Raw genomic sequence first — 22,887 nt, forward strand, 5'->3', positions numbered from 1 at the left:
TTTTACGTACATAAACTTAAAGGGGGTCCGGAAATCCTTATTAGGGCATTTCCAGACCCCCATACGTCGGGGCGACAGGATTTGAACCTGCGACCCCCTGCTCCCAAAGCAGGTGCGCTACCAAACTGCGCCACGCCCCGTATGTAGGCCACCAAGTTGCCTTGGCTGCGTTGCATACCTGAGACAGTGTACCGTGTCCGTTTTAAATCTCCTAAACGGACCCCCACCTAATGGAATCAACGCAGCACAGAGGCCACTTTTGACAGCCATGCGGCTAGAAATCGAAATCAAACATTCCGTCAAAGAATCCGCCGCCATCACCATCGCCAAGGCCATCAAACAGGCCGCCGCCGTCATCGCCGCCGCCCATGTCACCGGCGCCGCCAGCATCGCCAGCGTCACCACCCATGTCGCCAGCATCGCCTATGCCTTCACCGCCACCCCAGTCGCCGCTTTCAGCAGCGGCCGCGGAATAGCCAATGCCAGACATACCGGAGAATAGGGCATTAAACATCATGGAGTAGCCCACCATCCACACGCCGGTCTGCAAAGCATCCGCCCACCACGGACGGGAATACCAACCCGCCGGAACCGGACGGCCGGCCACGGTTCCGCCTGGGTAGTAGTTCGGGGTATCCGCGGAGGCGTACGGCGAAGCAGTGATCTGCTGGCCATTCGCTTCCACCGTGCGCTTTTCCGTCACCTTGCCGGCGGCGCGCTGCCCCTCGAGCGGTGGCAGCTCTGGGCCCGGGTTCATGCCCATAATCTCGCGCGCGGCATTCACATAATGCATGCCTTCCAAAGCGGACTCACGCGCTAGGTTCGCCTGCTTTGCGGTGGTGGCGCGTGAAATCGCCGAGTTAGCTGCCGTGAAACGCTCGGACGCATCGGCCATTGCCTGTTGGGAGGCAGAGTCTGTGCCTGAAATCTGCATTACTTGGCCACCCAGGCGTTCAATCCACCGGCGAGCGTCAGCTTGTGCATCAGCCAATTGCTGCGCTTCTCGTTCCTCGCGGCGTTTTTGGGAGTTGCGCGAAGACATAAACCACGCGCCTCCGCCCACTGCCAGCACAAGGAGCAAAATTTCCACTACGATCATCGCTTTCTATTGGTAGGGCCATTCCTCTTGTAACAACGGCTCAAGCGCCACCCTAGTTCCCTATTTTCATTTTTGCCCCCGCGTGCGCTAAAGTATGGCCCAGCGTTTCAATAGCGCGCTGTGGGAATGTCGTATAGTGGCTAATACCTCAGCCTTCCAAGCTGAAGACGCGGGTTCGATTCCCGTCATTCCCTCCACTTTCGCCCATCGTCCAGGTGGGCGATTTTTTCGTTTTACCTACCCCAGACCCGCTCACCCGCGCTGGCCACGCTTGGTTTAAGGCGGACACATACGCCGATGTGTAGGGTGGCGCGCATGACTTCAACCAATAAGTATTCCGAATTTATCCGCAACCGCCATTCTCCCCGTGCGTTCCTGTCGGAACCCATGCCGGTAGAAGACATCAAGCAGGTCTTGGAGGATGCTCAATCCGCACCGTCCAACTCCAATACCCAGCCGTGGCACGTGCACGTGGTGGGAGGGGAAAAGCTCAAGGAGCTCAGCGCTGCGCTGATTAAGGAATTCGATACCAACGGCCTTAGCCCAGGCTTCACCACCGATTACGGTGAGGGCATCCACCCCCAGCGTTCCCAAGAACTGGCCGCCAAAATGTACGGGCTGCTTGGCATTAAGCGCGAAGATAAAGAAGGCCGCGTAGAGTTCATCCGCGAAAACCTGCGCTTCTTTGGCGCACCCCATGCGGTACTGCTTTTTATCCCGCCGATGGGCGACCGCATCCGCGCCGCCTTTGACCAGGGAACCTACACCGAAAACTTCCTGCTTTCCCTCGAGGCACATGGTTATCACGGCATCCCGCAAGGCATGATTTCCCTGATTGCGCCAACCGCACGTAAATTCCTCGGCGTGGACGAGGACTACAAGCTGGTCACCGCCATTACCTTTGGTACGGCCGATGAATCTAGCCCAGTCTTTAACACGGCTCCGGGCCGCGCGCCGCTCTCAGAGACCGTGACGGTGCACGGCATCGAGGGACTAGAGCTCGATTAATACCGCGGCGGTGATTTGTGTGGGCAAAGTTGGCCGAAGGGGGCGTCGGCAAGCATAGAATTGAGTCCATGGATATCACTCTTGCGACCTTTGACCATGCGCCTGAGACCGCACTGCGCGGCGTTCGGTTTAAAAACACGTGGGTGCCTTCGGAAACGTATGCGGACTCCCGCCGCGGCACCCTGACCGGCCAGTACCCGCAGCGCCAGGCCACCACGCGCATCAGCGAGGTTTTTGCTGGGGTGGGCTATGAGGTCCGCGAAGACACGCAACCGGCCGGTGAAGACGTCTTTCGCCTCCTAGAACAGCCCAGCCTGGAGGAACTCGACCAGGTTGAAGGCGTCATTGCCGTCTGCTCCCTGCTGGGCGGAAATGCCCCAATGTCGGTGCTGTGGCCGGGTGTGGCGGAAAGCGGGGAGAATAACGAGCTGGTCTCCCCTATTGACTTGGCTCCCACCCTCGCCGCCATTGCCGGGCTGGATGTGCGGCCCAATGCGCGCCTGTCCTTCGATGGGTTGAACTTGGTTCCGGTACTGCGCCATGGTGCCTCGGGGCACGCCGCGTTGTTCTTTGACAATGGCGTGCGCATGATAGATGCCGCGCTTATCGACGACACCGCTACCCCACCCCATGAGCGCGCCCGCCTGCAAGATGAGTGGGAGACGTGGAATAAATTCATCACGCTCGGCCCGCTGCAGTAGATAGGTAGTCTGGGGCGCATGAGCGTACCTAACATCACCCTGAATGACGGCAATACCATCCCGCAGCTGGGCTTCGGCGTATTCCAGATGGACCCGGACAAGACCGAAGCGCTGGTAGCCGAGGCCCTGCGGGTGGGCTATCGCCATATCGATACCGCCGCTATCTATGGCAATGAAGAAGGCGTAGGTAAGGCTATTGCCAAATCCGGCATCCCTCGCGAGGAACTTTTTGTCACCACCAAGCTGTGGAATGACCGCCAGACCGATGCCGCCGCAGCACTCGATGAGTCTTTGGACAAGCTCGGCCTAGAGTATGTGGATCTCTACCTCATCCACTGGCCTACCCCGGCGAAGGGAACCTACGTCGAGGCCTGGCAGCAGCTCATTGAGCTGCAGAAGCAGGGCAAGGCAAAGTCAATCGGCGTCTCCAACTTTGAGCTGGAACACTTGGAGGAGCTGGAGCTCAAAACCGACGTCAAGCCGGCGGTCAATCAGGTTGAGCTTCACCCTTACCTGCAGCGGTGGCGCGAGCTGGATGCTTTCCGCGCCCACACCGTAGCTATCGAGGCATGGGGGCCTTTGGGCCAGGGCAAGAGCGACATTTTGGACGCGCCCGAGGTCACCGACGCCGCTGCGGCGCACGATGTCAGCCCAGCGCAAGTCGTCATCCGCTGGCACCTGCAGAATGGCGTCATCCTCTTCCCCAAGTCCGCCACGCCATCGCGCATCGCGGAGAATTTCGACGTCTTTGGCTTCGAGCTCACCGAGGACGAGATGGCTGCCATTACCGCCCTGGATGAGGGCGAAGAGGGGCGCGGCGGTCCGCACCCGAATGACATGAATGACGCTTAAGCCTTAGCGCCTCGGCCGAGCCGGCCGAACCACACAAATAAACGCCGCGGAACCAGCTTTGGTCCGCGGCGTTTATTCCTCGTGGCTTAGGCCTCCGGCAGCTCCGGAGCGATGCCGGTGCGCTCGTATTCCGCCAAGATGTCAATGCGACGCTGGTGGCGCTCCGCGCGGGACCATTCTTGGTCCAGGAAGGCATCGACGATTTCCAGTGCCTGCTCCTCGGTGTGCATACGACCACCGATGCCGATGAGCTGGGCATTGTTGTGTTCGCGGGCAAGGCGGGCGGTCTCTGCGGACCACGCCAGTGCGCAACGAGCACCCTTGACCTTATTGGCGGCAATCTGCTCGCCGTTGCCGGAGCCGCCAAGCACGATGCCCAGGGAGCCTGGATCATTGACGGTGCGTTGTGCCGCTTCGATGCAAAATGCCGGGTAATCATCCTCGGCATCGTAGGTATGGGCGCCGCAGTCAATGACTTCGTGGCCCTGCTTGGTGAGGTGTTCAGCAATCAGGTTCTTGGTTTCGAAACCTGCGTGGTCTGCTCCTAGATAAACGCGCATGGCCCACATCCTACCGGCCCGGCGCGCCTTGAGGAGGCTTAGCGCCCACCCTGTTTCGTATTACATTGTCTTGATAAGCTCGCGAGCAACCACTATCGCTATAAAGGAGGAAAGTCATGCCTATAACCAAACCAGTCCTCGCGCTCTGCGGCGGGAGCCTTCTCGCCTGCATCATCCTGCTTGGTGTTCAGGTTTCCGGCGCCGGGGGCTTCCTCCTCCCGCTTATCACGAGCATTCTTGCCACTTTGGCTCACCTAGGCCTGGGTGTGTGGTGGATTGCACAAAAGGTGCGCGGGAACCCGCGGGCCAACGGGGGCGCGATTGCGGCCGGCATTATCGCGCTTCTCGCTGGAGCCTCGTGGGCATCCTGGGCGCTAGTCGCGTGGGACGACTTTCGGGCCGGCATGGAACTTCCCTCTATCAATATCGCAGGTCTGCCGGCATTCATCTTGACCCCACTGACCATCGCACTGTGTGTCGGCGCCGCAATTCAGCTGCGCCGACGTAAAAAGACCGCTTAGTTTTCCTCCACCTGCGGCATCTCGGTGCGGGAGCGCTTGAGCTCGAAGAAGTAGGGGTACTGGGCAAGGCGCAGGGAGGCGTCGAAAAGCTCGCCTGCTTCTTCACCGGTAGGGATACGGGTAATGACTGGGCCGAAGAAGGCGGTATCACCCAGCTTGATAACCGGGGTACCCACCTCATCGCCCACAGAAGAAATGCCGTTGTGGTGGTACTCGCGCAGCTTTTCGTCATAATCCTCGGTATTGGCTACCTCGGCGAACTCTGCTGGGAGGTCCACCTCCGCTAGGGCCTGAGCGATGATGTCATCATAAGCGCCAAAGCCGGTGCGCCCGCCATTGCCCTTGGCGTGAACCAGGGTTCCCATCGCAGTGTAGAGCTCGTCTACCTTCTCAGGGCGTTCGGCCTTGACCTTGGCAAAGACGCGGGCTGGACCCCAGTTAGCCTTCATCATGTCCATGTAGGTGGAGTCAAGATCGCGGCCGTCATTGAGCACGGAGAGGGACATCGGCTCGAACTCGACCTCGATGTCGCGTACCTTTTCCACTTCCTTAATCCAGCGCGAGGTAGCCCAAGCGAAGGGGCAGGATACGTCGAACCAGAACTTTACTGCGTCAGCCATAAATACTCCTCTGATTGAAAAAGTTTGCCCCACCAGCCTAGGTGCACGACTACTGTGGATGCAGAACTATTTTTCAGCTTAGAAGGAGAATATAGGCTATGACCTCTATAAACCTGACTCGCGAGGAAGCTGCCCAGCGCTCCCGAATGATCGAGGTAGACCACTACGATGTCACTTTAGACCTCAAGTATTCAGACACCCACTTCCTGTCCACCACGAAGGTGAGCTTTACCTCGCGAGAGATCGGCTCGACCTTTATCGATCTGCGCGCCGAGGAAATCCAGGAGGTACGCCTCAACGGCAACCCGCTGCCCACTGATTCCTATAACCCCACCTACGGCATTCCCCTGTCTGGCCTCCAGGTAGCCGATTACACGCTAGAAGTCACCGCTACGATCCCGTATTCCCGCACCGGCGAGGGCCTGCACCGCTTTGTGGACCCCGCCGATGACAAGGTCTACCTTTATACCCAGTTTGAAACCGCCGATGCCAAGCGAGTCTTCGCCTGCTTTGACCAGCCGGATATGAAGGCCACCTACGCGCTGCATTTCAAGGCGCCCGAAGAGTGGACCATCATTAGCAATGGCCCGGTGAACTGGGAAGGCGATGTAGCCAGCACGGCTATTGACTATCCATTGTCCACCTACCTGGTAGCCCTGTGCGCCGGCCCGTACCACGAGGTCACCGATACCTGGCACGGCGAGCTAACCGCGCACCCAGAGGGCAAGCCGGCCCAAAAACTCGAGGTGCCACTCGGCATCTACTGCCGCGCTTCGCTCGCCCACGCACTGGATGCCGAGCGCCTATTTACCGAGACCAAGCAGGGCTTTGATTTCTACCACCGCAACTTCGGTTTCCCCTACCCCTTTGGCAAGTATGACCAGATCTTCGTGCCGGAGTTCAACGCCGGCGCGATGGAGAATGCCGGCTGCGTTACCATCCGCGATGAGTACGTCTTTACTTCCCAGGCCACGCACTACAAGTACGAGCGCCGCGCCGATACCGTCCTACACGAGTTGGCCCATATGTGGTTCGGTGACTTGGTCACCATGCAGTGGTGGGACGATTTGTGGCTCAATGAGTCCTTCGCCACCTGGTCCGCCGCCATCTCCCAGGCGGAGGAAACCGAATACGATACCGCGTGGGTGACCTTTGCCAATGTGGAAAAATCCTGGGCCTATCAGCAGGATCAGCTGCCGACCACCCACCCGATTTCCACCGACGCCAGCGATATCGAAACGGTGGAGCAAAACTTCGATGGCATCACCTATGCCAAGGGCGCTTCGGTGCTCAAGCAGCTGCAGGCTTATGTCGGCCGCGACAACTTCCTCGCCGGTGTGCGCCGCCACTTCGCCGCCCATGCATGGGGCAATGCCACCTTTGATGATCTGCTGCGCCACCTAGAAGAGGCCTCCGGCCGCGACCTTTCCTTCTGGGCGCAACAGTGGCTCAAGACCTCCGGCATCAATACGCTCAGCGTGGCGCTCAATGCGGATGAGTCTGGCACGATTACCCATGCTTACCTCACCCAGGCCGGCGATACCCTGCGCACCCACCGCGTGGCGGTAGGCCTGTATAACCTGCAGGATGGCAAGGTGGTGCGCACCGATCGCATCGAGATGGATATTGATGGCGCTTCCACCGAGATTCCAGAGCTCATCGGCCGCCAGTTGGGAGACATTGACTTCCTCCTACCCAACGACGATGACCTGACCTATTGCCTCATCGAGCTGGACGCGGGTTCCCTGCAATTCCTGCTGGACAATATTGATAAGTTCGCCGATCCCATGGCCCGTACCCTGTGCTGGTCTACCGCGTGGGAGATGACCCGCGCCGGTACTATGCGCGCCCGCGATTTCATCCAACTGGTTGCCCGCGGCATGCAGGCGGAGACGGAGCTCGCCGTCCTCGAACGTATTGTCTTGCAGGCGTCTAGCGCGCTGAAAAACTATGCCGATCCGCACTGGGCCGCCCAGAGCACCCTGCTTGCCGACGCCCTCCTCGACGGCGCCCACAGCCCCGATGCCCAGCGCTCCATCATCTGCACTCAAGCATTGGCGAAGGTTCGCCTGCACGATAGCGCGCGCGACTATCTGCGCGGCGTACTCGAGTCCTCTGAGGACGCGGGACTGCGCTGGTCCGCACTGGCGGCACTTGCCGCCGATGGCGCGGTAGAAGACGTCCCGGCCGCCGCGGATGCGCAACTCGAGCGCGATAACTCCGCCACCGGCTATTACTCTTCCCTGCGTGCCCGCGCAGCCGTGGCAACCGCCGAGAACAAGCGCGCGGTATGGGAAGAAATCGTGGCGGGAAATCTCACCAACCGCGAGCTCACCTCCAAGCTGGAAGGCCTGCTCTACCCGCATAGCGATGAATTCCTGCCCACCGCGGAGTTCTTCGACATCGCAGAAAAGGTATGGTCTTCCCAGTCCTCCGAGGTGGCGCTGACCACCGTGACGGGTCTCTTCCCTTCCTGGGATATCACGCACAAGGGCCTGGACCGCGCCGATGCCTTCTTGAAGAAGGAGCTGCCGGGTGGTCTGCGCCGCACGGTCACCGAGCAGCGTGACCGCGTGTCCCGCGCGCTGCGCAACCGCCAGGTAGACGCTAGCTAAGCCGGCTTTCCCGCGCCGTTGCCCTGGCCCGGTAGGGGTTGCGGCGCGGGATCCTCACCCAGGACCACCTCGACGTTGGCGATATCAGAGCGCAGCGACTCTTCAATATAGGCAAAGACCGCGCCCGATTTAGTCTTTAACAGCCGCACGAACCGAAGCAGCGGGTGCGATCGGCTCACGTGCAATAGTTTCTGCTCTTCGGTGCGAGCGGTAGCGGCGCGCATGCTCTCGCGCTTAAAGACGGGCTTGAGGTTGTAGCCAGCCAGGATTCCCATGATGGGCTCGCGCAGATCGTGCTGATTGAGATCGGGAGCCATATCTACCGGGATGGTGTAGCGCGAAAGGATGACGGGCTTGCCATCGACGGTATAGAGGCGCTTGATATCCCACGCAAAGGTGGAATCGCTAACACCCAGTACCGCTGCCACATGCTTGGGCACGTGGGCTTTGTTAACGGAGACCACGCGTACGGCGGTGTCGTGCCCGCGCTCGCGCAGCTGGGTGACGATATTGTCCTTGTTGGTCAGGCTCAGTGTAGGGGGAACCGTGCGCACGTAGGTGCCACCACTGCGCCCGCGGCGGCGGTCAATGAGGCCTTCTACCTCCAATATGTCTAAAGCATGGCGCACGGTCATGCGCGCAACATGAAATTCCCGGACCAATTCGCGTTCGGTAGGAAAACGCTGACCGGGTTCTAATTCATTGCGTTCGATCTTATCGCGTAGGGCATCCGAGATACGGAGATAGGCGGGCCGCTTTCGGCTTTGGGAATTCACAGCCCCCGAGTGTAATGGACACCCCTGGAAACCAAACCCATTAATGTGTGATGTCCATTACCACTACTTGCGTTCCTACTTGCGCAGATGTAACTCGATTCGCGGCCTGACCTGGATTTCCGTCAGCTGAGTGGTGGGGCCTGCCTCTACCACGGTACGAATGGCACGAGCCACCTCAGCCGGGGCAATAACCTGGGAGGGATCATAATCCTGCAACCCCTTAAGCATCGGGGTATCGGTAGGCCCTGGAGCCACGGTGGATACGCGGATTCCCGGCTCAGAGATGCGCAGTCCATCGGCGAGTGCATACAACGCGTGCTTGGTCGCCGCGTAGATGACGTTATCGCCGTAGCTGTGGCGTCCAGCGCCAGAGTTAATAAAAACCACGGTGCCTTCCGCTTTGCGCAGCTGCGGCAGCAAGGCGCGGGTCAGCTCTGCAGGGGCATGCACGTTGAGGTCCATGTGCGCACGCCAATTTTCCGGCGTGGCTTCCTCCACGGAGTACTTGGTAGCTCGTGCAGCAGCGTGGACGAGCACGTCCACGCGGTCCAGCTCCGGCAGTTTCATGCCTTCATCGAGGCCGGCGACGAGGTCGATGACTACCGGCGTAATAGAGTCCGATTCGGGCAGTTCCGCCGCGCTACGGCCCAGTGCATACACGTGGTAATCACCGGCTAGGTCAGCGATGATCTCGCGCCCCATGCCGCCGGTAGCGCCGGTGACGACGGCGACCTTCTGCGGGGCTTCGCTATCCGAGTGTGCTGGTGCGGTGACGTTCTTAGTATCAGTCATGCCGCCCCATCATAGGGATCCTTCGCCTTCAGCGCCGCACCGGAGCAGTCACCGGCGGTAGCCGATTAACGGAAGCGCTTAGGCACGTCCGGCTGGCCCAGGGTGAGCATCAAACGATTAGCCCAGTTGAAGAAGGAGGAAGCGTAGATGAGGTCCAGAATGGATTGATCATCGAATCCGGCCGCACGCAGGTCTGCGCATAATGCCGCGTCGAAGGCGAAGGGGGTTTCGGTCAGTGCTACGGCGGCGCGACGGATAAGGTCCCATTCCTTTGAGCCAAGGTCGGCGTCGATGCCCTCGTCCAAGAGGCGGTCTACGATTTCACGGTCGCCACCCTCCTGGACGCACCGCGCCTGGTGCACGGAGGCACAGTACTCGCAGCCGTTGTAGCGCGAGGCCACAGTAGCGGCGAGCTCGCGGTCCGCACGGGAGAGCCCACCTTCGGTGTTATAGAAAATGTCCAGGTCAGTCAGCGTGCGCGCCTTCAAGGCCGCAGGGTCGCGGGCGAGCAAGCGGAAGTACTCGGAATCGATACGCTCTGGCTTGATGAGGGCATCGGTATGCACCGCGGTAAAATCCCCCTTCGCCAGCGCCTCTACCCAAGGCTTCCAGCCCAGAGAGTGGTTGACAAAGTGGTCCGGCAGCACGGTATCGGGCTGCAACGTAGTCGCGGTTACCTCCCAGCCCGGATCGGCCACGCCGCCGGCGCGCTCGGCTGCGGGGTGAGACGCGGAATCCTCGCCAGAAAGTACGCGCAGGCCGTGGACCACGCGCAGCTGGAAGGCCAAAAATGCCACCAGCTGGGACAGGCTGACGATCTCCGTGGCGGACCATCCTGCGGCATCGAGGTGCCCGATGGCCTGCGGGGAGGCATCCTTGGGGTGGAAAGCCAGAAGGTGCGCCCAATCGAAGGCCGCAGCTAGGCGCGTGCCCAGCGCGGCTTCCGCGGCGGTATCGCCGAAGATAAGGAAATCACCCTGGTGATACGGGCCGGTGGACACACCGCGCTGGCTCGCGGCGCGCACGGCGGCAACAAGATCCTCGTCGGCCTCATCGCCCAGCAGGTCGAAGTAGAAATCCGCAGCCTCGCTCGCCTGGTAGATTGCAGCGGTAAAAGCCGCCACGGCATAGCGCTCCGTATAGGAGAACTCGCCTGGTTCTGCTGGCTCGAGCAAAGCGCTAAAGCTCAGTTGCGCATTGTCCTGCGCATCGTGGCGCGCACGGCGTAGCTGTTGCACCTCGGCGCTGGCGTGGGAGAGTTCATTAATAATGTCGGTCATATTCTCAGTCCAACCTTTCTGGGGCGCGGTTATAGCCCCAAGTTTAGGTCTCCGGCACGATAGCGGGAGCCTGGGATGGCGTCAATTAGCTGGCGCGTGTACTCGGTTTCCGGATGCGCAAAGACCTGCGCGGTAGGTCCGGATTCCACTTGCGTGCCGTGCGAGAGCACGGAAACAGTATCGGAGATTTGGTTGACTACCGCCAGGTCGTGGGAGATGAAGATATAGGTAAGCTCCAGCTCGCGCTGTAGCTCGTCGAGCAAGCGCAGGATCTGCGCCTGCACGGTGACGTCGAGCGCGGACACGGCCTCATCGAGCACCACGAGATCGGGCTCAATGATCATGGCGCGGGCAATGGCCACGCGCTGACGCTGGCCACCGGAGAGCTCGCGGGGACGGCGGGAAGCCATGGAAGAATCCAAGGCCACCAAATCAAGAAACTCGCGTGCTTTGGCACGCGCATCGCGCTTGGAAGCGCCGGTGAAATTGCGCACCGGTTCGGCGATAGTATCGCCAATGCTCAAGCGCGGATCCAGCGAGCCAAAAGGATTTTGGTAGACCATCTGGATGGAACGGCGCAGCTCGCGACGACGCTTGCCACGGGCAGAGCTAATGTCTTCCCCGCCCAAGCGAATGCTGCCGGAGGTGGGCGTGCTCAACAAGGAAATGGCTCGGCCGGTGGTTGTCTTACCGGAGCCAGACTCCCCCACCAATGCATGGGTGGTGCCGCGGGCCACGGAAAAGTTGATGTCTTCCACCGCGGTGAAATCCCCGAAGCGTTGGCTCAGCCCTTCCACCTCGAGCAAGATTTCGTGTTGCGCGGGCGCGGCGGTCCGCACAGGAGCTGCGGCCTGGGAGGAAGTGGGGGCGGTGAGCGAGGGGGCGTCGGCAAGCAGGCGCTTGGAGTAGGCATGCTGGGGATCGGTGAGGACGCGAGCAGCAACGCCCGACTCGCGGACGGTGCCCTTTTCCATCACCACGATGTTATTGGCACGGTCGCCTGCTACGGCCAGATCATGGGTAATGAAAAGGATGCCCATGGTGAGCTCTTCGCGCATCTCATCCAGGAGGTCCAGGATGATCTTCTGCACGGTGACATCGAGCGCGGAGGTAGGCTCATCGGCGATGATGAGCTCCGGCTCCAATGCCACGGCCGCGGCAATGAGCACGCGCTGCTTCATGCCGCCGGAAAGCTCATGCGGGTACTGGTGATAGCGGCGCTGCGGATCATCAATGCCCACGCGCTCCAAAAGCTCCAGTGCACGCTTCTTCCGGGAGGCCTTATCGCCCTGCCCATGGATGGCCATGCCCTCCTCCACCGAGGCACCGATAGTCTTGAGCGGGTTAAGCGAGTTATTGGGATCCTGCGGAATCAAACCAATGCGGCGACCGCGCAACTCCCGCCACTGCTTTTGGGAATACTGGGTAACGTCGTGGCCGTCGAAAGTAATGGTGCCAGAAACGATCGACGCATTGTCTGGCAGCAGGCCAATGGCGGCCATGGCGGAGGTGGACTTGCCGGAACCGGACTCGCCCACGATGGCGGTCATCTCGCCAGGTTTTACCTCGAGCTCAATGCCGCTTACCGCTTCTACCTCACCGTGTGCGGTGCGGTAGGTAATGGATAGATCACTAATGCTAAGCAGGGACATTAGGCCGCCTTTCGCAGTGTCTGGCTGAGGTGGTTGGCCGCGAGGACCACGGCGACGATGACAATGCCCGGGGCGATGGTCAACCAGCCGGCCGTGGCGATGTAATCGCGCGATTCAGAGATGAGCAAGCCCCATTCCGGGGTTGGGGGCGGTGCGCCATAGCCCAGGAAGCCTAGGGTGGCTAGCTGCAAAATGGCCAGGCCAAATTGCAGGGCTGCTACAGCGAAGACCGCAGTGAGTGAATTGGGAAGAATATGGCGCACGAGCACCTGGAAGGAAGAACCGCCGGAGCCATAGGCGGCCTCGACGAAATCGGAGCCGGCGACGCTGAGCACCTGGGAACGTGCAAGGCGCGCAAAGGTGGCCACGGAGGTGATACCTACGGCGATGGCGGCATTGAAAATGCCGTGTCCGAGCACGATGATGACGGACAGGGAGAGCAAGAGTCCGGGGATGGACAGCAGCACGTCCACGATGCGCATGATGACGGCATCGACCCAGCCGCGGCGCACGCCGGCGATGATGCCCAAGATGGTGCCGACGATGAGGCCGAAAAGGACGGCCAGCAGCGCGCCGAGTAGAGATTGGCGCGCGCCATAGACCACGCGGGTATAGAGATCGCGGCCGACGGCGTCGGTGCCGAACCAGTGTTGGAAGCTGGGTTGCAAGAGCGCCGTGGTGTCCCCGCCCTGGTTAGGGTCCTGGGAGGTAAATAGTTGGGGGAACAGGGCGCAGAGCACCGCCAGGCCCAGCACAATCAGCGAGATGATGGTGCCCGGGGTGAGCTTCAGCTGTGTGGATTTAAGCTTCATGCTTGGACCTTCTTCTCGTTCGTTGCGGTGGTATCGGCGGTGGTGGCAGCGGTGGCGGAGCTAGGTGCAGCCTCGTGCTCGCGCTCGCGCAGGCGCACGTCAAGCACTGGGTAGAGCAGGTCCACAATCAGATTGATAAGGACAAAGACGGCGGCGGCAAGCACCACGATGGCCAGCAGCACCGAGGTATCACGGTTAGCCACCGCATCCACGGTCAGCGCGCCAATGCCGTGGCGGGCGAAGACCGCTTCCGTCACCACTGAGCCGCCGACGAGCTCACCAAAGGTAAGGCCAGCCATGGTCAGCGCCGGCAGCAACGCGTTGCGCAAGACGTTGCGCCACAACAACCAGGCGCCGCTAGCACCCTTGGCGCGCACGACCTGCACGAAGGACATATCCATGACCTCATCGATGGAGCGCAGCAGCACCTGCGCCAGCGGCGCGGCCACGAAGATACCCAGGGTAATTACCGGCAGGATGAGGTTTTGGGCGTCGCTCGCGCCGATGACCGGCACCCAGCCCAAGCCAAAGGAGAATATCTGGATCAAAATGATGCCGATCCAAAAGGTGGGCAGGGAAACCATCACGGAAGGCAAGCTGCGGAAGAAACTGCGCAGCCAAGAAAATGGGCCAAAGGTGGAGACAATAGCCACCACGAAAGCCAAGACCACGCCTACGAGGAAGGCGAAGACCGCCAGCGCCAGTGTGGAGGGAAGGGCATCTGCCAGCATTTCCGATACGGTGGTACCGGTGGCGACGGAAAAGCCGAAATCACCGGTGAGGAATCCGCCGAGCGCGCTGAAATAGCGGCTCACGATCGGTTCATCGGCACCATAAACCTCGCGGATGGCGGCCAGCTGCTCGGCGTTGAGACCCAAGTTGGGGTTGTCATAGCGGGTCGCGACGGCGTCACCAGGCAGTGCTGCTAGGAGGATGAAAGAAAGGGTGAAGGTTGCCCAGATGACGAGCACGGCTTGGCCGATGCGCAGGGCAATAGTTTTCAGGCTCATGGTTTAGTCCTCCCCTTCTGTGGGGTTGATGTCTACCGCATAGAACGACGGACGGCCAATGGCCTCGGTGCTAAAGCCCTCGATATAGGGCTGGAAACCATAGACCTGCGGCTCTTCAAACATGGGCAGGATATAGGCCTGTTCGGACAGATAGTCCTGCATGCGGCCGGTCATGGCGAGGCGATCCTTTTCACTGCTGAGGTTGAAGTAGTCCTCCACCAGTTTCTGCAGCTTCTCATCGCCAAAGCTATCGGTCTTCTCGTCATAGTTGAGGAAAGAATTGCGCCCGGTGCCATCCAGCCACGTGGCCAAGGTGTCCACATTGGCACGGCCGGTCATGGTGTGGCGTACCTGCACGGTGTCTTGGTCCTTCATGGCCTTTTGCTGCGCAGAGCGGTCGCCTGGGTTGAGGTTGGCCTCGATGCCGACGTTCTTGAGCATCTCCTGGGCCTTGGTGAACATCTCTTTAGAGCGCGGCTGTGGGACGGCTTCATTGAAGGTCACGGACAGGCGCTTGCCGTCCTTTTCGCGAATGCCCTCTTCACCTGGGCGCCAGCCGGCCTCATCGAGCAGGCGCTTGGATTCTTCTGGATCGAAGGCATAGTTCGCGGACTGATCCTTATAGCCAATAGCCGTCTTGGCCAGAATCGATGTGCCCTTGGGGTAGGAATCAGAAAAGAGAGTGTCCAGGATGTTGTCGCGGTCAATGGCGTGGATGATGGCCTGGCGCACTCGCTTGTCTTCCAAGAGTGGATGGCGGAAGTGGAAGTGGAAGCTATTGTTCACGCCACGGGTGGGGGCGGCGAAAATCTGCAGGTTTTGATCCTTCAGGTGTTTCTCATCGGGAGCTTCGATCTGGCGCGCGACATCGGACTGGCCGGCTACAAGCGAGCCCACGCGCACGGAGTCTTCGGCCGCGAGCACGATATTGATGCCCTCAATATCGGCCGGGCCCTGGTGGTCCTTGCGGGCCGGAGGCGCCCAGTCATAATCCTCGCGCTTCTTGAGCACCAGCTTGGTGCCCAGCTCTTCTTCCTCAATCACGAAGGGGCCAGAACCGGAAATCGCGGTGGCATTGCCCGGCGCGAAGCCGGTGTCATCCAAATCCAGGGTGGCATTAGAAAGCAAGCCCTGGTTCATCACGGAGGTGGACTGCGGGAAGCCTGGGGAAGGCTCGCTGAAGTAGAACTTCACCGTGTAGTCATCGATGACCTCGGACTTTTCATAGTTGGGCAGCTGCTCCGATGGAGTGAGCATGCGATCTTCGTCGCCTAGGGCATAAAGGTCATAGTTCTTCTTCACGTTCGCGGCATCTAGGCGGGAGCCATCAGAGTAGGTCACGCCCTTGCGAATCTTGAAGGTGAATTCGGTGTTGTCCTTGTTTGCCTTGGGCATCTCCTCCGCAATCCACGGGTGCAGCTCGAGGGTATCCGGGTCCTGCCAGAGCAGGCGGTCCGTGATGTTATTGAGCACACCACCGTTGGGGTAATAGCCGCCGGAGGGTGGATAGAGGTTGTTGAACATATTGGGCTCGACATAGGTGACCATGCCATCTTCCGCGGCGTGGGAAGTAGAGGCGCACGAGGTAAGCGAGAGAGCTAGCGCGCCGCTGGCCAGGACCGCGGCCACGGGCCGCAGGAGCCGAGAAAGTTGCTTCATAAAAGCTCGAGTTCCTTTAAGTCTTAAGTAGTACTCGCCCATTAGACCACACTCATACCCCCAATTACAAGACCGGACGGTCTACCGTATTACCTGCCAAAACGGCTTAACAAAATGATCACGGTAGACTGAAAGGTCTATTTTGCTCTTACTGCCAGGTCCAATGATCCTGAAAGGGCCTGAATGTGGCACGATAGGAGGTATGTCTACTCCAGCAATCGCGATCGTCGGAATGGGCCCGCGCGGCATTTCCATCTTGGAACGCCTCTCCGCCCGCATGGACGATTCCAGCGACCCCATTACCGTCCACCTCATCGATGATGCCCAGCATGGCGCCGGCCGCATCTGGGAAACGGACCAAACCAAGACCCTGTGCATGAATACTCGCGCCGGGGCGGTCACCCTCTTTACCGAGCCCGGCTCCACCGTTGATGCCCCTGTGCTCGAGGGGCCCATTCAATACGAGTGGATTCAGCTGTTGCGCGGCGATGGCGAGAATATCTCCGCAGCCAAGCGCGAGCTTTTTGAGCAGCATCCACCGGCCGCACATATTGCCCAGGACTACCGCGAAGAGCTCGCGGCTACCCGTCCCGAATCCAACCCTTCGCGCGCACTGTATGGCGAATACCTGCGCTGGGTCTATGACGTGGTCATTGCGCGGCTACCCAAGAGCATTTCCACCGTAAATCGCTTCAGCAGGTTGGAGACCATCACTGAGGACGAGGGCATAGACGTCCTCCACCTGGCCGATGGCTCCGAGGTGCGCGCCGATGCCACGGTGCTGGCCTATGGCTGGATGATTCCGGAATACAACGAGCAAGAAAAGCAGTTGGCCGCTTCCGGCTTGAACTGGATCGCCCCTAATAACCCGGTAGAGCAGGACTACGCCGCCATTCCGGGCGGCGAGGACGTGCTGGTGCGCGGTCTGGGCATGGGCTTTTATGACATCATGGCGCTGACCACCATCGAGCGCGGCGGCACATTCGTGGAGGACCCTTCCGCGCGCTCCGGCCTGCGCTATGAGCCTTGCGGCCAGGAGCCCAACTTCATTATTTCCTCCGGCCGCGGCTACCCCTACCACCCCAAGTCCGAGTACGGCGAGCTGCCGCCTACCATGCCGCGCCGCCGCCTGAAAAATGTCATTGCGGAGCTCAGTGGCACCCAGGACATCGACTTTGACGCCCAGGTCTGGCCTGCCATCGCGCGCGATAGCTACGAGGCCTATATCACCACCTTGGAGCGCGTGCGCCCGGATTCCCTCCTGCGCCCGCGCGCAGAGATTCTCGAGGCCATCGATGCCACCGCCCCCGATGAGCTGGGCGCGGCCATTGCGCCCATGGTCACCGAGCCATGGGACATGAACGATCTCATGTACCAGATTGCCGGGTTTACCGGGGACATCGCTGAGCTCACCGAGCACATTGCCCAGTCCATGGAAGGCGATATCCGGGAGGCCGCCGCCGGCCATGACTCCCCCATCAAGGCCGCGCTGTGGTCGCTTTCGCAATCGCGCAAGCCGGCCTCCATCCTCGGCGCAGAGGGCCGCTACACCCGCGAGTCCCGCACCGGCCGCTACGGCCAGGTCATGTCCTTTGGCCAGATGATCGGCTCCGGCCCGCCGCTCTTCCGCGTGCGCCAGTTGCTCGCGCTTGTCGACGCCGGCCTGGCCCACTTCTTAGGCGATCACCCCACCGTGTCCATCGAGGCCGATCACTTCACCTTGACCTCCGGCCCGCGCTCGGCTTCGGCGTCCACGCTTGTCGACGCCTTTATGCACCGCCCCGACATCCGCACCGCCGGCGATGCCATGACGCGCTGCTTGGTGGATTCCGCCCGCGTGCGCCCCTTCCCCGATCACGGCCAGCCCACCGGTTCGCCGGAAACGGATGGGGCCACCCGCCGCACCGTTCATCCGGACGGCGAGTTGGATGCGCGCCTGCACATCGTGGGCATCCCCACCTATTCCCAGTGGCCGGACACCACCATTTCCCCCATGCCGGGCACGGACCCGCTCATGCTGCAAGAAACCGACAAGGCTGCCGGTTCCCTTCTTGCCGTGGTGCGCTCCTAGCCACGGCACCTGCGCTATGGGACCAGTGCCGCGGCCTATAGAGCGTCGAGGGCCTGCTCCAAGTCCGCGAGCAGGTCATCGATGTCTTCGATACCGATGGAGACGCGCACCAGATCCTCCGGCGGCACCAGCTCGGACCCTTCCGCGGATACGTGCGTCATATTCTTCGGATGCTCGATGAGCGATTCCACTCCGCCCAGCGATTCTGCCAGGCAGATAAGCCGCGTATTGAGGCAGATCTGCTTGGCATGCTCCGCACTGTGGAAGCGCACGGACATCATGCCGCCGAAGCCACGCATCTGCTGTGCTGCCAGCGCATGCCCCGGGTGCTCCTTGAGCCCTGGGTAGAGCACCTGCTTGACCTCGGGTCGCGCCTGCAAGAATTCCGCTACTCGCTGCGCATTCGCGCAATGGCGGTCCATACGCACCGACAGCGTCTTGACGCCACGGGCGGTTAAGTAGGCGTCGAAAGGCGAGCTCACCGCGCCCACATTGCCCTGGAAGTAGAGCAGGCGCTCGTCCACGTGGGCGTCATTAGTAACTACCGCGCCACCTAGTACATCGGAATGCCCGCCCAGGTACTTGGTGGTCGAGTGCAGCACGTGGTCGGCGCCGAGTTCCAGGGGGTTCTGCAGGTAGGGCGTGGCAAAAGTATTGTCCACCAGCACCTGCGCATTCCCCTTAATCTTGGCCACCGCGGCAATATCGGTGATATTTAGCGCCGGATTAGTGGGCGTTTCCAGCCAGATGAGCTTGGTATTCTCTTGGACCGCGGCGGCAACCGCTGCGGTATCGCTGGTGTTCACGATGGACATCTCCACGCCCCACTCGGTGAAATCATTGAGCAGGCGGTAGGAACCACCGTAGGCGTCATTGCCCAAAATGACGTGATCTCCTGGGCGCACCAAGATGCGGATCAGCGTATCGGCGGCGGCCATGCCGGAAGAAAACACGCGCGCATACTCCGCGCCCTCCAATGCCGCTAGGGTGCGCTCGAGCGAGCGCACGGTCGGATTGGCCACACGGCCGTATTCGAATCCGCCGCGCAGCTGCGCCAAGCCGTCTTGCGCAAACGTGGTCGAGGCATAGATCGGCACGTTGATAGAGCCCATGTGCGGATCCGGGTGATAGCCGCCATGGATGGAACGGGACGTAAAGCCTTGAGCGAGGTTCTGCGTGCTGCGTTCAGTCATAGCACCACAGTCTAGACCAAGCTGTTCATTTCCAACCGAGAGATGGGTATTTATTTTCACACTCTCAGACACCCACGACTCATCGCACTTTCAGCCTCTGCCCTTACAATGGGCGCAGTTCATTTTGTCCTCGACTAAGAAAGAATGATGAATACGCAATTCTTAGCATCCGCCGCTTCCACCACGGACTCGGCCATCGAGTCCGTGTCCAATTTTTGGAATGACGAGAAGGTACAAAGCTGGCTTATCGAGCGCCCGATTCGCATCGCTATCATCCTTATCCTGGCCATTATCGCCCACTGGCTCCTCCACCGAGTTATCAACAAAGTGGCCGAAAATAGCATCAAGTCCTCCGGGCTAGATAAGCAGCGCCTGCGCGGGAAATTCAAGGGCCGCGCCAATCGCCCCGAGCTCAGCCAACAAGAAGAGGCCATGCGCCAAACCCGCGAGACCCGGCGCGCCTCCCGCATCAAGACACTTGCCGGCGTAGCCCGTTCCGCCGCCGCCATCTTCGTCTGGGTGTGGGCCGTTATTGCCATCCTGGACGAGTTAGAGGTCAACGTAGCACCGCTTATCGCCTCCGCCGGTGTCATCGGTGTCGCCCTCGGCTTTGGCGCACAGGCGCTGGTGAAGGACTTCCTTTCTGGCATCTTCATGCTCATTGAGGACCAGTACGGCATTGGTGACGTGGTTGATTTGGGCAATGGCGTCTTTGGCGATGTCGAGTCCATCTCCCTGCGCATCACCACGGTCCGCGATATCGATGGTGCCCTGTGGTACGTGCGCAACGGTGAAATTCTCCAGGTGGCCAACCACTCCGATGAGTACTCCGTTGCCCGCATCCAGATTCCGGTAGGCCTTTCTAATGACCCAGAGGTTGCTGGCGAAGTCATTGAGGACGCAGTGAAAGAAGCCGCACAGGACGATAAGGTGCGCAAGCTCATCCTCAGCACGCCCCGTGTGGACGGCATGTCTGGCTTTGAGCCGGATTATGTTTCCTTCCGCGTCTCGACCAAGACCTTGCCGGGCAAGCAGTGGGACGTTCAGCGTTTCCTACAATCGCGCGTGCTCAATGTCATGCACACTAAAGGTATTACCACGCCCTACCCACACGGCATCGGCATTACCGATCCCCGCAAGGAAGAAGAAGCGTAAATGGATTCTGTTTATGAGGCCATCGGTGGCATGGAGACCTTTGAGCGCCTCGTCCACGGCTTTTATTCCCAGGTCAAAGAGGACGATGTCATTGGCCCGATGTACCCCGATAACGACTGGGAAGGCGCAGAACAGCGCCTTACCTGGTTCTTGGCGCAATACTGGGGCGGCCCGCAGCTATTTTCTGAAAACCGTGGGCACCCGCGCCTGCGCATGCGCCACGCCCCCTACCCCATCGATATCACGGCGCACGACCGGTGGCTAGAACTCATGGGCAATTCCCTCGCGGACATAGACGAGGAAACCATCCCACCCGCCTACCGCGAGATGATCTGGGATCACATGCAGCACGTGGCCGCCATGATGATCAACAAGGCACCATAACCGCACCGTCTTCCCCGCGCACGAGACAAGCCCGGCCCCCGCTATTTAGCGAGGAACCGGGCTTGTGGTTTATCTAGCCCACACTATGAAGACCCGATGCTTAGTCTTCCCAGTCAAAGGCCTTGCGCACAGGCTCGGACACCAGACGACCGCCTCGGGTCATCACGCCGCCTTCTAGGCCTGGGAAGCGCTTGATGGCGGCATCCAAGTTGTCCTTGGCTACCGCGCGGATATACGGCAGCGTCGCAGACGATAGCGCGCGGGTCGAGGTATTAGCCACCGCGCCTGGCATATTAGCCACGCAGTAGAACAAGGTGTCGTGCACCTTAAAGGTGGGATCATCGTGGGAGGTCTTCTTCGAGTTTTCGAAGCAACCGCCCTGGTCGATGGCCACGTCCACGAGAACAGCGCCCTTCTTCATCTTCTTCACGGTCTCCTCGCGCACCAGTTTCGGCGCAGCGGAACCTGGAATGAGCACGGCACCGATGACGAGGTCGGCTTCCTGTAGCTCCTTTTCGATGGTGGCCGGATCCGAGATCAGAGTGCGCACGCCACCGGCGTACTGGTCATCGAAGCGCTGCAAGACGTGTGGATCAAGGTCCAGCACGGTGACTTCGGCGCGCAGGCCGTGGGCCATCGCAACGGCGGAGGCACCAACTTGGCCGCCGCCGATCACGACGACGCGTGCCGGCTGGGTGCCCGGAACGCCAGAGACCAGCAAACCGCGGCCGCCCTGGGTGGACAGCAGGTGGTGGGTGCCTTCGATAACGGCAAGGCGACCAGCCACCTGGGACATTGGAGTCAGCAGCGGCAAAGTACCGTGGCGGTCGGTGACCGTTTCATAGGCAATCGAGGTGGTATTGGCCTCGACCAGTGCCTCCGCCAGCGGGCGGTCCGCAGCGAGGTGAAGGTAGGTAAAGACGGTAAGGTCCGAGCGTAGGTACTTGTACTCGGACTCGAGTGGCTCCTTGACTTTGAGCAGCAGTTCCGCTTGCGACCACGTCTCTTCCGCTGAGTCCACAATTGTGGCACCGGCATCCTTGTAGGCAGAATCGGGGAAGGATGCGCCTTCACCGGCACCGGTTTCAACGAACACTTCATGGCCATCAGCAACGAGGGTTTGCGCTCCCATAGGGGTGAGAGCCACGCGGTTCTCGTTATTCATGATTTCTTTTGGTACCGCAATACGCATTACACCGTCTCCTTGTAGGTGCAGGAAATTACTTTTACATTTCTAGAGTAACGCAGCACACGTTTAGCTGGGTGTCTAATCTAAAACTCACATAGCCGAAAAAGCACGAACCTATATGACTACCGTTATTGTCCTGCTAGACGAGTGTTTTGCGAGATAAGCACCACTCCTCACCCTCCCAAAGGTGGACCGCTTTTGGGGGTCCATGTTCTCCGAGGAGGAGGCCCTCGCCGAGTCTTGCGGTAGATGGATGGGCTTAAAACAGCGAGAGGCGGGTGGACCGATAAATGCTGCCGAAGGGGGCGTCGAGACGCACCCAGCGGCCCAGCTGAGCCACGCGCAAGTGGCGTGGCACGTCCATCGGGGCGGAAAATCCAGGAATAAGGCCCAGATTGGTGCAGGCAAAAATCATGCGCATGGGAATTTCCACCGTGGCGCCATCGCTTTCTACGGTAACGACGGTTTGATTCAAGAGGCTGGACGGCGGGCCCATGGGGCCAGAAAATTGCCGGGTCATTTGCTGACCTTTATCGGAAAGTTCACGAACAACGGTGACCGGCAAGGTATCGACCACACTGTAGCCAGTCGCCGGCGGCAAGGCTCCCGGCCAGGATGGATCGCGGGCTGGACCCAAATCTAACGTGCCGCTAGATTCATGCTCTTTGAGATGCTCGGCAAGGGTGGCAGCAGAAACCACTGCCCCATCGCGGGAAACGACGCCCTGCACGCGACGGGAGGCAACCACCTCGAAAGGGGTGGTGACAAAGACATCGACGACGTCGTCAGTCAGCTGGCGCAGCCGCACCGAAGCACCCGCGTCCAAGCCAACTGCGCGCGTGACAAGGGCCCGAAGGCCAGGTCCACCGCTTCCAATTTCTAGAGTCTCGGTGACCATACCTTCGGGCCCTGCCTTTCTAATCTGTGCTCTGCTCCGC

21 protein-coding genes and 2 tRNA genes are annotated in these 22,887 nt (G+C 60.3%); 9 read left to right on the top strand and 14 right to left on the bottom strand.

The features are described 5' to 3' along the window. Nucleotides 1-66 precede the first annotated feature (66 nt). Together MHY22_RS05080 and MHY22_RS05085 are read right to left on the bottom strand one after the other, a co-directional pair. Nucleotides 67-140 (bottom strand) — tRNA-Pro (locus MHY22_RS05080). A gap of 134 nt (nt 141-274) precedes the next feature. Further along, nucleotides 275-1,099, bottom strand: a complete 825-nt coding sequence (locus tag MHY22_RS05085; RefSeq protein ID WP_239278332.1) for a DUF1542 domain-containing protein — start codon at nt 1,097-1,099, stop codon at nt 275-277. Nucleotides 1,100-1,221: 122 nt separating this feature from the next. Between MHY22_RS05085 and MHY22_RS05090 the strand changes: the two genes are divergently transcribed. The 4 genes from MHY22_RS05090 (at nt 1,222) to MHY22_RS05105 (ending at nt 3,660) form a co-directional block, all read left to right on the top strand. Then, nucleotides 1,222-1,296: transfer RNA gene (locus MHY22_RS05090), tRNA-Gly, on the top strand. Between the two features lie 118 nt (nt 1,297-1,414). After that, on the top strand, nt 1,415-2,107 hold the full coding sequence (locus MHY22_RS05095; RefSeq protein WP_239278333.1) for a nitroreductase: 693 nt from the start codon (nt 1,415-1,417) through the stop codon (nt 2,105-2,107). Between the two features lie 68 nt (nt 2,108-2,175). After that, nucleotides 2,176-2,808: a hypothetical protein gene (locus MHY22_RS05100; protein ID WP_239278334.1), complete on the top strand. Its 633-nt coding sequence runs from the start codon at nt 2,176-2,178 to the stop codon at nt 2,806-2,808. A gap of 18 nt (nt 2,809-2,826) precedes the next feature. Next, complete coding sequence (locus MHY22_RS05105; protein WP_225746539.1) at nt 2,827-3,660, top strand: aldo/keto reductase; 834 nt, start codon at nt 2,827-2,829, stop codon at nt 3,658-3,660. An 86-nt stretch (nt 3,661-3,746) separates the two neighbouring features. Here MHY22_RS05105 and MHY22_RS05110 read toward each other — a convergent pair whose 3' ends face one another. Continuing rightward, entirely contained in the window at nt 3,747-4,220 is a 474-nt protein-coding gene (locus MHY22_RS05110) for a ribose-5-phosphate isomerase (protein ID WP_005327249.1), read from the bottom strand. A 116-nt stretch (nt 4,221-4,336) separates the two neighbouring features. Here MHY22_RS05110 and MHY22_RS05115 point away from each other — a divergent pair, with 116 nt between their 5' ends. Continuing rightward, the gene (locus MHY22_RS05115) at nt 4,337-4,741 is read left to right on the top strand and encodes an MFS transporter (protein WP_239278336.1); all 405 of its coding nucleotides are present in this window, start codon (nt 4,337-4,339) and stop codon (nt 4,739-4,741) included. Here MHY22_RS05115 and MHY22_RS05120 read toward each other — a convergent pair. Beyond that, the gene (locus MHY22_RS05120; RefSeq protein WP_225746537.1) at nt 4,738-5,361 is read right to left on the bottom strand and encodes a disulfide bond formation protein DsbA; all 624 of its coding nucleotides are present in this window, start codon (nt 5,359-5,361) and stop codon (nt 4,738-4,740) included. The two genes, MHY22_RS05115 and MHY22_RS05120, sit on opposite strands and share 4 nt — an antisense overlap. A 98-nt stretch (nt 5,362-5,459) precedes the next feature. Here MHY22_RS05120 and pepN point away from each other — a divergent pair, with 98 nt between their 5' ends. Beyond that, complete coding sequence (gene pepN, locus MHY22_RS05125; protein WP_239278337.1) at nt 5,460-7,976, top strand: aminopeptidase N; 2,517 nt, start codon at nt 5,460-5,462, stop codon at nt 7,974-7,976. Here pepN and MHY22_RS05130 read toward each other — a convergent pair. From MHY22_RS05130 to MHY22_RS05160, 7 genes are all read right to left on the bottom strand, one after another. Further along, on the bottom strand, nt 7,973-8,752 hold the full coding sequence (locus MHY22_RS05130) for a GntR family transcriptional regulator (RefSeq protein WP_239278338.1): 780 nt from the start codon (nt 8,750-8,752) through the stop codon (nt 7,973-7,975). The genes pepN and MHY22_RS05130 overlap by 4 nt on opposite strands. Before the next feature lie 75 nt (nt 8,753-8,827). Beyond that, nucleotides 8,828-9,544: an SDR family oxidoreductase gene (locus tag MHY22_RS05135; protein WP_239278339.1), complete on the bottom strand. Its 717-nt coding sequence runs from the start codon at nt 9,542-9,544 to the stop codon at nt 8,828-8,830. A 65-nt stretch (nt 9,545-9,609) separates the two neighbouring features. Next, complete coding sequence (locus MHY22_RS05140) at nt 9,610-10,824, bottom strand: alkylhydroperoxidase domain protein (RefSeq protein WP_239278341.1); 1,215 nt, start codon at nt 10,822-10,824, stop codon at nt 9,610-9,612. 29 nt (nt 10,825-10,853) lie between these two features. Then, nucleotides 10,854-12,476 carry an ABC transporter ATP-binding protein gene (locus MHY22_RS05145; protein ID WP_239278343.1) on the bottom strand — a complete coding sequence of 541 codons (1,623 nt, stop codon included), beginning with the start codon at nt 12,474-12,476 and terminating at the stop codon, nt 10,854-10,856. Beyond that, a complete protein-coding gene (locus tag MHY22_RS05150; protein ID WP_005324024.1) occupies nt 12,476-13,288 on the bottom strand; it encodes an ABC transporter permease in 813 nt (270 codons plus the stop codon). Before MHY22_RS05150 ends, MHY22_RS05145 begins: the two co-directional genes overlap by 1 nt. After that, on the bottom strand, nt 13,285-14,298 hold the full coding sequence (locus MHY22_RS05155; RefSeq protein ID WP_239278345.1) for an ABC transporter permease: 1,014 nt from the start codon (nt 14,296-14,298) through the stop codon (nt 13,285-13,287). The genes MHY22_RS05150 and MHY22_RS05155 overlap by 4 nt, the downstream gene beginning before the upstream one ends. A 3-nt stretch (nt 14,299-14,301) precedes the next feature. Further along, nucleotides 14,302-15,957 carry a TIGR04028 family ABC transporter substrate-binding protein gene (locus MHY22_RS05160; RefSeq protein ID WP_239278346.1) on the bottom strand — a complete coding sequence of 552 codons (1,656 nt, stop codon included), beginning with the start codon at nt 15,955-15,957 and terminating at the stop codon, nt 14,302-14,304. A gap of 202 nt (nt 15,958-16,159) precedes the next feature. Here MHY22_RS05160 and MHY22_RS05165 point away from each other — a divergent pair, with 202 nt between their 5' ends. After that, nucleotides 16,160-18,028, top strand: a complete 1,869-nt coding sequence (locus MHY22_RS05165) for an FAD/NAD(P)-binding protein (protein ID WP_239278348.1) — start codon at nt 16,160-16,162, stop codon at nt 18,026-18,028. A gap of 35 nt (nt 18,029-18,063) precedes the next feature. Here MHY22_RS05165 and MHY22_RS05170 read toward each other — a convergent pair whose 3' ends face one another. Continuing rightward, nucleotides 18,064-19,221, bottom strand: coding sequence for a cystathionine gamma-synthase (locus MHY22_RS05170; protein ID WP_239278349.1), 1,158 nt, complete (start codon nt 19,219-19,221; stop codon nt 18,064-18,066). A gap of 144 nt (nt 19,222-19,365) precedes the next feature. Between MHY22_RS05170 and MHY22_RS05175 the strand changes: the two genes are divergently transcribed. Both MHY22_RS05175 and MHY22_RS05180 read left to right on the top strand, forming a co-directional pair. Beyond that, the gene (locus tag MHY22_RS05175; protein WP_239278351.1) at nt 19,366-20,376 is read left to right on the top strand and encodes a mechanosensitive ion channel family protein; all 1,011 of its coding nucleotides are present in this window, start codon (nt 19,366-19,368) and stop codon (nt 20,374-20,376) included. After that, entirely contained in the window at nt 20,377-20,760 is a 384-nt protein-coding gene (locus MHY22_RS05180) for a globin (RefSeq protein WP_239278353.1), read from the top strand. A 100-nt stretch (nt 20,761-20,860) separates the two neighbouring features. On the opposite strand, the gene ald is transcribed toward MHY22_RS05180, so the two are convergent. Together ald and MHY22_RS05190 are read right to left on the bottom strand one after the other, a co-directional pair. Continuing rightward, nucleotides 20,861-21,952 (bottom strand): alanine dehydrogenase, encoded by a 1,092-nt coding sequence (ald, locus tag MHY22_RS05185; RefSeq protein ID WP_239278354.1) that lies wholly within the window; start codon nt 21,950-21,952, stop codon nt 20,861-20,863. 256 nt (nt 21,953-22,208) lie between these two features. Next, nucleotides 22,209-22,847 (bottom strand): hypothetical protein, encoded by a 639-nt coding sequence (locus MHY22_RS05190; RefSeq protein ID WP_239278355.1) that lies wholly within the window; start codon nt 22,845-22,847, stop codon nt 22,209-22,211. Nucleotides 22,848-22,887 lie beyond the last annotated feature (40 nt).

Source organism: Corynebacterium sp. ACRPO (assembly GCF_022347205.1).
Lineage (GTDB): Bacteria > Actinomycetota > Actinomycetes > Mycobacteriales > Mycobacteriaceae > Corynebacterium.